We start from the raw sequence: 12,112 nt of genomic DNA on the forward strand, positions 1-12,112 counted from the left end.
AAGGTGGGATCAGATGTATAAAGAGCCGATAATGCTTGCCCCTCTTTTCAAGGAAAGAATATGGGGAGGGACGAAGCTCAAAGATATGTACGGGTATGTTCTTCCGTCCGAAAAAATCGGGGAATGCTGGGCGATTTCAGGGCATGAGAACGGGACAAACGAAATCAGGAACGGTCCGCTCGCGGGCACTACGCTTAAACAGGCGTGGGAGAATCACAGGGAACTGTTCGCCGGAGAAGAGGGAGAAGAGTTTCCGCTTCTTACAAAAATTCTCGATGCCAATGATAAGCTGTCCGTCCAGGTGCACCCGGACGATACATACGCTAAAGAAAAAGAGAATAAAACTTACGGAAAGACGGAATGTTGGTACGTCATCGATGCCGAGGAAGGTGCTCAGATCGTTTTTGGCCATCACGCGGATAACGAAGAGGAGTTTACGCAAAGGATAGAGAACGGGGAGTGGGAAGAATTGCTCCGGTACGTGAACGTACAGGCGGGTGATTTTTTCTACGTACCGAGCGGCACGATCCATGCTATCGGAGCAGGAGTGAGGATCCTCGAAACGCAGCAGAACTCGGATATCACGTACCGGGTGTACGACTACGACCGGAGAGATGGGGATGGGGAAAAGCGGGAGCTGCACCTGGAGAAATCCATCGAAGTTGCAAAGATTCCGCACGAAGACCCCGTCACGGAACGGACGGAGAGTATAGTGAAAGGGATGAAGCGGGAGCATTTGATCAGCGAGCAGTATTTTTCCGTAGAAAACTGGGACGTGCACGGCTCCACCGAAGAGATCGTGAACCCTTCCTATCTGCTGCTCAGTCTTCTGGACGGAGATATGATAGTGCGGACCGAAGGAGAGTCGTACCCGGTACGAAAGGGAGACCACTTCATCATCCCGGCCACGGTCGATTCTTTTACACTGGAAGGAACGGGAAAGCTTATCGTATCCCATTCCAACAAAGAAAAATCAGGAGGTTGATACAATGGACTGGAAGAAGGAACTGAACAGATGGAAAGAGGAAGAAAATATAGATGGATCGCTGAAAGAACAGCTGGAACTTCTCGATGAAGCCGAGCTGGAAGACGCATTCTACAAAGAGCTGGAGTTCGGTACCGGAGGGATGAGAGGGAAACTCGGTCCCGGCACGAACCGGATGAACGTTTATACGGTCCGGAAAGCGGCGAAAGGGCTGGCAGAATACGTAAAGAATAAAAAAGGTGACAGTATCGTCATCGCCTATGATTCCAGATACCTCTCCGAAACGTTTGCGGTGGAAACAGCACGGGTGGCCGGAGCTGAAGGTGTGAAAGCCTACGTCTTCTCCTCGCTCAGACCCACTCCCGAACTGTCTTTTGCCGTCCGTCATCTGGGAGCGGATGCAGGTGTTGTCATTACTGCGAGTCACAATCCTCCGGAGTATAACGGGTTCAAAGTATACAACGAAGACGGGGGACAGCTGCCACCGGCCGAGGCGGAGAAGATGATTACACTCGTTCAGAAGGTCGAGAACGAACTGGAAGTGGACACGGAAGAAGCGGGAACGCTCGAAGAAAACGGTCTTCTCGCGTGGGTGGATACGGATGTGGATGAAGCTTACCTGGAAGCTGTGCAGGGCATCCGTCTGTCGGATGATATAGATAAAGATATGTCGATCATTTTCACACCGCTGCACGGTACTGCGCATCCTCTCGTTACGGACAGCCTGAAGCGGGCCGGATTTACGAACGTCAGTCTCGTGGAGGCTCAGGCGGAGCCGGACCCTGAATTTTCGACGGTGGCCTCCCCGAACCCGGAAGAAACCCAGGCTTTTACTCTCGCCATGGAAAAGGGCCAAAAGACAGGAGCGGAGCTGCTCATAGCTACGGACCCGGACGCGGATCGTGTGGGGCTGGCCGTGCCGGGAGAGGACGGAGAGTACCGTGTGCTGAACGGAAATCAGACGGGCGCTCTTATGCTCGACTACATTCTTTCACAGAACGAAGAGCTTCCGGATAATAAGATCATGATCAAAACGATCGTAACCTCCGAAATGGGAAGAGCTATCGCTTCGAAATACGGAGCCAGGACCCTCGATACACTTACGGGTTTCAAATTCATCGGAGAAAAAATCCGTGAATTCGAGGCCTCGGGAGAAGCGACGTTCGCATTCGGTTATGAAGAAAGTTACGGGTATCTCGTCAGCAGCTTCGTCAGGGACAAGGATGCCGTCCAGGCTTCCCTGATGGGAGCCGAGATGGCGGCTCACTGGAAAAAGAAAGGATACACCCTTCTCGAAGCGCTCGAGGAGCTTTATAAAGAACACGGCTATTATATAGAAGGAATGGACTCCCTCAAACTCGAAGGTCGCGCCGGTACGGAAAAAATTGCGAGAATCGTCGACAGTTTCCGGGAAACGGAGCTTAAAAAGGCGGGAGGTCTCGAGGTTCTGGCCACCGAAGACTATCAGTCGTCCGAACGTATTTTTGCGGATGGTACGAAAGAAACGATCCATCTCCCGAAATCGAACGTCGTCAAGTTTATTCTTGAAGAGGACGGCTGGTTCTGCCTTCGTCCTTCCGGCACGGAGCCGAAACTCAAATGCTACTACGGCGTAAAGTCCGGGAACCGGGAGAGAAGTAAGGAACTGCTAGAAGCATTGCGGGCGGAAGTTTCCGAAAAATGGCATGCAGTTAATTGAAACGCTTTCATTCATCTGGATTTTAAGGTAAAATGATGTAATACACAGAAAATTCAGAATGAATGGGGTGGGAGTAATGATGCAACTTGAACATTTACAGCCATATGCGATTATTGAAGACGGGCCGTTTCTCCGGATTATATTCGATCATTCCTATGTCACTCTGAATGTCGATGAAGAAACGTATCAGTTTATTCCCTCGGAGTCCTGTGAGATTTTTATCAACAAGGATCTGAATAAAGTACACAACCTGTTCGACGTCTTCACTTTCGAAAGCGGTAAAGAAGTCCTTCACGTCACGGTTATCGATCTGATGCATATGAAGGAATTCCGGAACGAACTTTATGGAATCATCCATTCCTTTTATGAAAAGCGCACGACGATTCCGGCAGCGGCAGTGCAGGAAGTAGTACAGGAGCTGGAGAGGGGGAATATACTCCGGCTGATCGACCGGGCAATAGACGAAGGGGAAGAAGCGGCTTTTGTAGAACTGACGAACAGATTATCGGAATATGAGGGGAAAGTGGAAGAATAGCGATGGCCTGTAACGCATATAACCTCCGGGAGGCACTCTGAACTGTCAGGGTGTCTCTTTTTGTGTTTTTGTTCTCTTAAAAGAATAAAAGCAGTTTATAATGTAAAAGTTTATAAATGAACGAAAAAAAGAGATATAGCGAGTAAAATGTATAAAAAGTGAAGGAAACGACGGAATTCGGCTCTTTCTATTTTCCTGCCGACAGCATATACTGAAAATATAAATTCGTTATAAAGAACAAAATGAATGGAGGATGGAATATGTGACGACTATCGGGGAAAGGATTCGCGTGCTCAGACTCGGCAGAGGACTTTCAGTGAGTGAACTGGCCAAACGTTCCGGGGTTTCGAAATCATATATCAGTAATATTGAACGCGGCGTGCAGAAGAATCCTTCCTATATCGTAATGAGCAAGCTGTCCAAATCTCTTCATGTACCTCTGGAAGATTTAATTTCGCGCACCGGCAATTCTTCGGACGAAGAAGCTAAATAACAGGGAGGCCTGCGATCCATGGAGAAGGTGGAACGGGATTGGATAGAGCTGCTGCAGGAAGCCAAAGATCTCGGTTTGACTCTTGAAGAAGTGAAGAGGTTCCTTGAAACCTGTGAGTGAAAGGAGATGCCGATGGGCGGAAAAACCGTTTTCAAAAGAAGCGCGGTCCAGTCGAATATTGTTGCACATATTGCTCCCGCCCGTCCCGGGTCAGGGCCTCCATCAAGAGATATAACTCCGGTCGTCACATCGTTTTCCCAACTCCGGGTAGTAAAGGAAGCGGGGAGTACTGGTGCAGATGTCATGAAGAAAGTAGCCGGAGACTATTCGCCGCTTTCCTACCTTCAGGCGGCGATATGCTTTCATCTGCTGAATACTCATCCGGGCATGGAGAGCAATTCAGTGATAGACGAGTCCTATGTTGAAGTGCTCCGGAGCTTCGACCTCTGGCCTTTCGGTGATATCGCAAGAAGCCTCAATCCTCTATTTTTCCGTGACTCCCGGGGTCATCCCGTCGTAGTTTTTTTTACGTATCACCGTGCCGCCAGAGAGACGATAGTGAAACACGTGCACCGCTTCAACCGCGAAGGCTACAGTTTAAAATACGGAAGCCGGACGTGGGCGGTCCACAACAGAAGTCAGCTGTCGTTGAAAAGGATCAAATAGTCCGGGTGGCCGGATTGGAATAATAGAAAAAGGTTCTGCTCCCGTCGAGACAGGAACAGAACCTTTTTCTATTACACTTCTTCTTTTTCCAGAATGAGATAATTCATATCTTTCTCAGCTATATCGTTATAACGTTTCTGATTGGCAAAGTAGAAGACGATACCAAGCAGAATCCATACTCCGAGAGCTATATAAGATTCCCGGCCGAGCGACGAAGGCATCGGTGGGAACAGAAGCAGTACAAGAAAGCCGATGGAGCTGATCAGTCCGAGCAGGGAAAAGGCCTTCCTTACCGGAGATACGAGAGCTTTCGGATTTTTCTTTTTGCCGCTTTCCGACCAGGCGAAATATTTATAAGCGGTAGCCGTACAGAAAAAGTAGGCGATCGCGACACCTGTCGAGGACATATCCACTACCCACAGCAGTGCTTCACGGCCGAACCACGGAGCAATCAGGCAGATAAGCATAGTGAAAGCGACACCGACATAAGGGGTGTTATATTTCGGGTGCAGCTTGCGGAATACATTCGGTAAAATGCGGGCCCGGCCCATGGCGAAAGTAAGACGGCTCGATGAAATCATGAAACCGTTCAGACCTGTGAAAATACCCATGGAAACAGCGGCTGCAATGATGAAGACGCCGAGACGTCCCATATAGCTTTCGATGGCGTGACCGACACCCCACTCGATATTCTGAGCGTTGATGACGTTGTTAAGTTCCTGCCACGGCATAGTGCTGGCGGTGATCAGAATCATCGCCGAGTAGGCAAGACCGGCTGCCAGAAGCGACCAGATAATGAGAGCGAATGCTTTCTTCGGACTGAAGTCGAATTCTTCCGCCGCCTGAGGGATGTTGTCGAAACCGACGTAGGCGAACGGAGCGAGAGCAAGAATGGTCAGAATCGAGACGACCATGGACTGATCAGGTTTGAAAGCAGGGGTGGCATTCGATATCGAAGGGCCTTCCGTAAAAATAGCTCCGAGACCGAGCAGCACGATTCCCGTAATCAGCACCATAGCGAATATAAATTGCACGTTTCCCGAAAATTTGGCGCCGCGTATGTTCAGAAGGCCGAAAATAATGATGGCAAGACTCGATAAAAGAATCTGCATAATCGACACGTCGTATCCGGCCACCGTATACAAAGTACCTATCGTCATGAAGTCCGGAAACAGGAACTTGGCCAGAAGTGACAGAGCCGACGCATTCAAAGCTACGATACACATATATCCGAGCGTAAGAAACCAGCCGGCGAGAAATGCGAATTTTCTCCCGAATCCTATGTAGGCGTATGCGAATTCCCCGCCTGTAACCGGGAACTTTTCAATAAGATATCCGTAACTTACTCCGATAATCATCATAAGGATGGCACCCAGCAGAATACCTATGATTACCCCGAGCGGTCCGGCATCACCCATCCAGTCCGGCGGCAGGATGAACGCCCCCCAGCCGATAGCCGAGCCGAATGCAATCGCCCAGACCCAGTGAGGCTTCAGTGATCTTTCTAATTTCTTCCTGTCTTCTTCTATACCCATAAGGTGAAAATCCTCCTAGAAACTTTTCCCAGCGAGACACAGCCGGGTTTATTTAACCACCATACCTCATTGTAAACAAAGTTAAACAAATGAAAAGTGATTTATGAATGTTTTTTAAATCGAAGGAAGGGCTCAATGCTCTTCCGGACGGGACCGGGGCAGTGTGAGAAACTGGGGCGAAATGTTTATTATTCCAGAAACCTTTTCTTCCGGAAGCAGCTATGTGATATAATCTTTGTAGTTTGTGAAAAAAGTAATTTGTTACGTATATCATCAAAGATGTAAGAGATAGATATAAAGAGGAGGATCTCCATGGAGTATCAGGCGTTGTTAGTCTGTTTTATCGTGGCGATAATAGTGACACCGCTGGTAAAAAAACTGGCTGTTTATATAGGGGCCACCGATAAACCGGACCCGAGAAAGGTCCATAAAGTACTGATGCCGCGTCTCGGCGGTCTGGCCATCTTTATCAGCTTCATTATCGGATACTTCCTGTTCATGCCTCCGACCCCTATTTTCTGGCCCGTTTTGTTCGGAGCTGCGATCATTATCATCACCGGGGTGTGGGACGATCTTCGGGAACTGTCGGCGAAGTGGAAGCTGGCAGGGCAGATTCTCGCTGCGGCCGTCGTCGTATATGCCGGAGAGGGCGTCGTCGTAACGTTCGTCAATATCCCGTTTACGGATAATACGCTCGAGTTCGGTATGTTCAGTGAGATCATTACGATGATCTGGATTATCGCCATCACTAACGCCATCAATCTCATCGACGGGCTGGACGGCCTTGCTGCCGGAGTGTCGTCCATCGCACTTCTTACCATTTCCGGGATGGCGATTACGATGGGGAACGTGTTCGTCGTATTCGCAGGGCTGATGATGCTCGGAAGTACGGTCGGATTCCTTATCTACAACTTCTACCCGGCAAAGATATTTATGGGAGATACGGGAGCGCTGTTCCTCGGTTTCATGATCAGTGTACTTTCCCTGCTCGGGTTCAAAAACGTCACTTTGTTTTCGTTTGTCATTCCGGTGATCATACTCGGTGTGCCGATATCCGACACGGTATTCGCCATCGTCCGCCGGAAGCTGCAGAACAGGCCGATGTCAGCTCCGGACAAGTCCCACCTGCACCATAATCTGCTGAACCTCGGCTACAGTCATCCGGAAACGGTACTGGTCATCTATACGATAAGTGCGCTTTTCAGCCTGGCTGCCGTCGTGTTTTCGCAGGCGACGCTGTACGGTGCACTGCTGGTTATCGGTTTTCTCATTCTGATGCTTGAGCTGCTGGTGGAGTTCACCGGGTTGATCGGCAAAGACTATCGGCCGATTTTGAATCTGTTCAAAAGTCAGCGTTCAAAAAAATAGAATAACTGTTAAAAGCCCCCGCTGGAAACCGGATGATAATCTCCGTTTTTCAGCGGGGGGCTTTTATGCACGAATACCGGCATGGGAATACCGCGGGCACGTCGTTATCAGCCGGGTGGCTCTTGGGCCTCGGGTTCCTCCGGGAGTTCAAGGTGGTTGCGCAGCCGGTCTTTCGTTTTTTCAAGACTTTCTTCGTCCGTCATGAAGTACCACGCACCGTTACTGGCGTACCCGCCTTCTCCGTCCAGCTGCATCGTTTTGAAATCGAATCCGTCTTCCTTGAGAAAGTAGTCTTTGAACGCAATCATCTGATCGAACGTCATGTTGGTCGTCAGGTCTTCCCCGACCGCATCGATGATATTGTCGTAGTTTCTGAAAGAGCTGAACGAATTCATTTCTCTCGCAATCGCTTTGATCAGTTCCATCTGTCTCTGTCCCCGGGCGAGGTCACTGTCGAGCTTTCTCGTACGGGCCAGCGCCAGCGCTTCTTCCCCGTTAAGCAGCTGTCTTCCTTCCTCAAGTTCGATAGCGCCGTCCTTTCCTTCGGAGTTCTGCTCCTCGAGATCGTAAGGAACTTCGTATTTGATTCCGCCGACGGCGTTCACTACTTCTATAAAAGCGCTGAAATTGAAACGGGCGTAATAGTCGACCGGGATATCGAGAAGACCTTCGACCGTTTCCACCGTGGAGTCGATTCCGCCGTAAGCGTGCGCGTGGGTAATTTTATCTTTGCGGTCCACTTCCGGGATGTAGGTATAGGTGTCTCTCGGGATACTGAGAAGTCGTACGGATTTTTCGTCGTTGTTGAAGGTGGCGAGAATGAGGGCGTCGGAGAGGCTGCTCCGGTCCTCGTTCTTCTCAAGCCGGGCTGCACTAGCATCGACTCCGACGAACAGGACGGAGAGATTGTCTTCTCCGGGGGTGACGGCGGTGGTCCGTTTGTCCGACTTGCCGCCGCGTCCGAGTTCTTCGTGGGAATCCTCCGCAGACTCACGGACTTTATCCGTCAGGTAAGCGCCGTACCCCGCTGCGGCTCCGATGGCCAGCAGCAGGACTGCCGCGAGGATCCAGAGGGTCGGTTTCAACCATGTTTTCATATAGTTACTCCTTCGATCCGTCATTGGAGAGTACGGACTCCATATAGAAGAGTCCGCCCTCTGCTACTGTGGCCTGGGCGTTCGTGACGTCCGCTGTCCACTGGTGGAATTCTTCCTCTTTTCCATGAGGGGCATACAGTACGAGTTCCGCTTTTTCCATATAGTTGATGGTTTTTAAAGGGTAGTCCGACTGTCGCACCTGGTTCTCCATCTTTCCGAGGAGAGAGTAGTCGATGGTGACGTGCATCTCCCTCATCAGCCGGCGTTCCACGATGCCCGTTTCCTCGATCGCTTCCGAAACGGCACCGGAGTATGCGCGGATGAGGCCGCCGGCTCCGAGTTTTATCCCTCCGAAATACCGGGTGACGACGGTCGCCGTATCTTTCAATCCCCGTTTTTTCAACACTTCAAGCATCGGGACGCCGGCTGTACCACTCGGCTCTCCATCGTCGTTCGCTTTCTGGAGGAGGTCGTGCTCGCCGATCATGTAGGCGGAACAGTTGTGCGTCGCATCCTTATGCTTCTTTTTGATTTCCGAAATGAACTGCTGCGCTTCCTCTTCCGTTTCGCACCTGCGTATATGGGCGATAAAACGGGACTTCTGGATAACTAGTTCTTTTTCTCCTTCATAATTTACCGTATAATAAGTATTTAACATATCGATGTCTGCCTCCTGGGTTTTCATTATATACAGGAACAGCCATATCAGCAAATGACGGAAATAGATAAGGAATGACTTTTCACCCCCATAGAAGGACGTAGGCAGAACGAATGATATGAACAGGCATGGATGGAGGTCGTTTGAATGACAGACGTTTCGCCCGCTGAAAAGTCTCTGGATTCGATCATACAGGAAATGGTCGATCACGTTTCGATCAGTAAAGATGAAGTGTTCACCATCAGCGAGAAATCCCGGAAAGAACATGAAAGTCTGGAAGAGGAGCTCGTTGACCTGAAAGCCCGCATTTCCTCCTTCATCGAAGAAGAGGAAAAGCTTGAGGAGAAAGTGAAAGGATCAAGGAAGAGGCTCGCCCGGATGAGTAAACAGTTCAATGACTACTCCGAAGCGGAAATACGGGAAATGTACGAAGAGACACACCGGCTGCAGACGGAGCTCACTGTGACGGGCGAGAAAGAGAAGCAGCTGAGGGAGCGGAGAGATGATATTGAACGTCGGCTCCGGGACCTGGGGGAAACGATCGAGAAAGCGGAGACTCTCGCCGGAAAAATATCGGTCGTCCTCAATTATCTGAACGAAGATTTCCGTGAAGTGAGCGAAGTGCTGCAGGATGCCAGGCAGAAGCAGGAGTTCGGACTCAGAATCATCGAAGCGCAGGAGGAAGAACGCCGCCGTCTTTCCCGGGAAATACATGACGGACCGGCACAAATGCTTGCCAACGTCCTGCTCCGGTCCGACCTCGTGGAGCGCACGTTCCGGGAGCGTTCTCCGGAGGAGGCTATTCTGGAGATGCGCAGCGTGAAGAAAATGGTGCGCTCGTCCCTTTATGAAGTGCGCCGCATCATCTATGACCTCCGTCCTATGGCACTCGATGATCTCGGAATCCTGCCGGCCCTCCGGAAGTATTTGTCGACAGCTGCCGATTATCACGGACTGGACATACGTTTCCAGCCTTTCGGCAAAGAGCGGAGACTCGATCCGCAGTATGAAGTCGCCATGTTCCGTCTCATCCAGGAAGCGCTGCAGAATGCGGTGAAGCATGCAGGGGCGAGCCGGGTGGACGTGAAAGTCGAACTCACCTGGCGCACGATTATGATCATCGTGGAAGATGACGGCAGCGGTTTCGACGTGGAAGAGAAGAAGCAGACTTCCTTCGGGCTGATGGGTATGAGTGAACGAATCGATATGCTGGACGGCGAGCTTAACATCACCTCTGTCCCGGATGCCGGAACGAAAGTAACGATTAAATTACCGATAAAGAAAGATATATAGCATAAAATTTTCAAAAAAGGGAATATAATTCTTAAAAAGTGATTACCAAGTACGAAGAGCACAGGAGGAAAACAGATGTCTACAAAAATTTTACTGGTTGATGACCACAAATTGTTCAGGGAAGGTGTCCGGCGTATCCTCGAATTCGAAGAAGACTTTGAGGTGGTCGGAGAAGGGGATGACGGCACGGTGGCGATCGATCTTATTACGGAACATCAGCCGGATGTTGTACTGATGGACATCAATATGCCGAAAAGAAACGGAATTGAAACGACGGCGGAAGTGACGGAGCGTTTTCCGGAACTGAAAGTCATCATCCTATCCATACATGACGATGAGAACTACGTGACGCACGCACTGAAAACAGGAGCGCAGGGGTACCTGCTTAAGGAGATGGATTCGGAATCTCTGATCGAAGCGATCCGGGTCGTGTCGGGAGGCGGATCTTACCTCCATCCGAAAATCACCCACAATCTTGTGAAAGAGTACCGCCGGCTTTCCGACGGGACGAGTGATTTCGCCTATAAAGCCGTCGAGTACCGTAAACCTCTGCACCTTTTGACCCGCAGGGAATGTGAAGTACTGCAGCTGCTCGCCGACGGGAACTCGAACAAAGGCGTGGCGGAATCCCTTTATATCAGTGAGAAGACAGTGAAGAACCACGTTTCGAACATATTGACGAAGATGAACGTAAATGACCGGACGCAGGCGGTTGTTACCGCCATCAAGAACGGCTGGGTGGAAGTTTTATAATCATATATCTCTGACAGCCGCGTCTGTACCGGAGATTTTATGAAAAGCAGAAGGGCGGACCCGGTTCCGTCCTTTTTTTGTATGTGGAAAGAAGTTCGCGAATGTCGGAATTAAAGCTGAAATCCGTCCCGAAGTACGGTAGAATGAACGTAAGGTATTCAGGAAAGGGAGATTCAATGAAAACTGCGGTTCTCACTGACAGCACAGCTTACATATCAGCACAAATGAGAGAAGAATCCGATATTCATATGGTACCTCTGAACGTCATTTTCGGAGAAGAAGCGTATCGTGAGGAAATCGACCTTACGGCGGATGAGTTCTATTCGAAAGTGAAAGAGACGAAAGAATTGCCGAAAACCTCCCAGCCTTCCGTCGGGACGATACTCGAGAAGCTGGAGGAACTGAAGGAAGAGTATGATGAAGTCGTCGCCATTACGCTTTCAAGCGGAATCAGCGGGACTTACCAGTCCATGCGTTCGGCAGGGGAGATGGCTGAAGGAATCGAACTTCACCTGTTCGATTCGGAAATAAGCTGCCTCATGCAGGGATATTATGCGCTTGAAGCGGCAAAACTCGCAGCGGGCGGGGAGGATGCGGAGAAAATAATAGCCCGCCTGGAAGAGATGAAGGAAACGATGCGTGCGTATTTCATCGTAGACGACCTTAATCACCTGGCCCGCGGCGGGAGGCTGCACGGCTCCCAGGCATTCATCGGCAGCATGCTGCAGGTGAAACCGATTCTGCACTTCGTCGATACGAAAATCGTCCCGTTCGAAAAGATCCGTACGTATAAAAAAGCACGGAAACGTACGCTCACGCTTTTTGACGAAGATGCTTCCGGCGGAAAGAAAATCCGTGCGGCCGTCATCCATGCCAACCGTCCGGAGGAAGCGGAGCTGTGGAAAGAGGAGATCGAGAAACAGTATCCCAACGTCGCGGTGTCCGTCAGTTATTTCGGCCCGGTCATCGGCACCCACCTCGGAGAAGGGGCTCTCGGCCTCGGCTGGTATAAAGAATAACCGTATTTATA

13 protein-coding genes are annotated in these 12,112 nt (G+C 50.3%); 10 read left to right on the forward strand and 3 right to left on the reverse strand.

Annotation, left to right across the window (positions count from 1 at the left end; all coding sequences use genetic code 11):
• Positions 1–13: 13 nt before the first annotated feature.
• The 6 genes from manA (at position 14) to AAV35_RS03195 (ending at position 4,378) form a co-directional block, all read left to right on the forward strand.
• Entirely contained in the window at positions 14–985 is a 972-nt protein-coding gene (gene manA / locus AAV35_RS03170; protein WP_008586978.1) for a mannose-6-phosphate isomerase, class I, read from the forward strand.
• A 4-nt stretch (positions 986–989) separates the two neighbouring features.
• Positions 990–2,684, forward strand: coding sequence for a phospho-sugar mutase (locus AAV35_RS03175; RefSeq protein WP_008586980.1), 1,695 nt, complete (start codon positions 990–992; stop codon positions 2,682–2,684).
• A 76-nt stretch (positions 2,685–2,760) separates the two neighbouring features.
• Positions 2,761–3,219, forward strand: coding sequence for an IDEAL domain-containing protein (locus AAV35_RS03180; RefSeq protein WP_040608981.1), 459 nt, complete (start codon positions 2,761–2,763; stop codon positions 3,217–3,219).
• 253 nt (positions 3,220–3,472) lie between these two features.
• Positions 3,473–3,712 carry a helix-turn-helix domain-containing protein gene (locus AAV35_RS03185; RefSeq protein ID WP_234972589.1) on the forward strand — a complete coding sequence of 80 codons (240 nt, stop codon included), beginning with the start codon at positions 3,473–3,475 and terminating at the stop codon, positions 3,710–3,712.
• A gap of 18 nt (positions 3,713–3,730) precedes the next feature.
• Positions 3,731–3,832 (forward strand): DNA-binding anti-repressor SinI, encoded by a 102-nt coding sequence (gene sinI, locus AAV35_RS03190; RefSeq protein WP_073991979.1) that lies wholly within the window; start codon positions 3,731–3,733, stop codon positions 3,830–3,832.
• 12 nt (positions 3,833–3,844) lie between these two features.
• Complete coding sequence (locus tag AAV35_RS03195) at positions 3,845–4,378, forward strand: hypothetical protein (RefSeq protein ID WP_008586987.1); 534 nt, start codon at positions 3,845–3,847, stop codon at positions 4,376–4,378.
• A 71-nt stretch (positions 4,379–4,449) separates the two neighbouring features.
• Here the strand turns inward: AAV35_RS03195 and AAV35_RS03200 are convergent, their stop codons facing one another.
• Positions 4,450–5,913, reverse strand: coding sequence for an APC family permease (locus AAV35_RS03200; RefSeq protein ID WP_008586989.1), 1,464 nt, complete (start codon positions 5,911–5,913; stop codon positions 4,450–4,452).
• Positions 5,914–6,225: 312 nt separating this feature from the next.
• Here AAV35_RS03200 and AAV35_RS03205 point away from each other — a divergent pair, with 312 nt between their 5' ends.
• Positions 6,226–7,281, forward strand: coding sequence for a glycosyltransferase family 4 protein (locus tag AAV35_RS03205; RefSeq protein WP_008586991.1), 1,056 nt, complete (start codon positions 6,226–6,228; stop codon positions 7,279–7,281).
• 107 nt (positions 7,282–7,388) lie between these two features.
• On the opposite strand, the gene AAV35_RS03210 is transcribed toward AAV35_RS03205, so the two are convergent.
• Both AAV35_RS03210 and AAV35_RS03215 read right to left on the reverse strand, forming a co-directional pair.
• Positions 7,389–8,378: an LCP family protein gene (locus AAV35_RS03210; RefSeq protein ID WP_008586994.1), complete on the reverse strand. Its 990-nt coding sequence runs from the start codon at positions 8,376–8,378 to the stop codon at positions 7,389–7,391.
• Positions 8,379–8,382: 4 nt separating this feature from the next.
• Positions 8,383–9,036: a YigZ family protein gene (locus AAV35_RS03215; protein ID WP_008586996.1), complete on the reverse strand. Its 654-nt coding sequence runs from the start codon at positions 9,034–9,036 to the stop codon at positions 8,383–8,385.
• Between the two features lie 147 nt (positions 9,037–9,183).
• On the opposite strand from AAV35_RS03215, the gene AAV35_RS03220 reads away from it, so the two are divergent.
• The 3 genes from AAV35_RS03220 (at position 9,184) to AAV35_RS03230 (ending at position 12,101) form a co-directional block, all read left to right on the forward strand.
• On the forward strand, positions 9,184–10,329 hold the full coding sequence (locus AAV35_RS03220; protein WP_008586998.1) for a sensor histidine kinase: 1,146 nt from the start codon (positions 9,184–9,186) through the stop codon (positions 10,327–10,329).
• A 75-nt stretch (positions 10,330–10,404) separates the two neighbouring features.
• Positions 10,405–11,082 carry a response regulator gene (locus tag AAV35_RS03225; RefSeq protein WP_008587000.1) on the forward strand — a complete coding sequence of 226 codons (678 nt, stop codon included), beginning with the start codon at positions 10,405–10,407 and terminating at the stop codon, positions 11,080–11,082.
• A gap of 176 nt (positions 11,083–11,258) precedes the next feature.
• On the forward strand, positions 11,259–12,101 hold the full coding sequence (locus AAV35_RS03230) for a DegV family protein (RefSeq protein ID WP_008587002.1): 843 nt from the start codon (positions 11,259–11,261) through the stop codon (positions 12,099–12,101).
• Positions 12,102–12,112 lie beyond the last annotated feature (11 nt).

Origin of the sequence: Salimicrobium jeotgali (genome assembly GCF_001685435.2) — a bacterium.
In the GTDB taxonomy this organism is placed as follows: domain Bacteria; phylum Bacillota; class Bacilli; order Bacillales; family Halobacillaceae; genus Salimicrobium; species Salimicrobium album.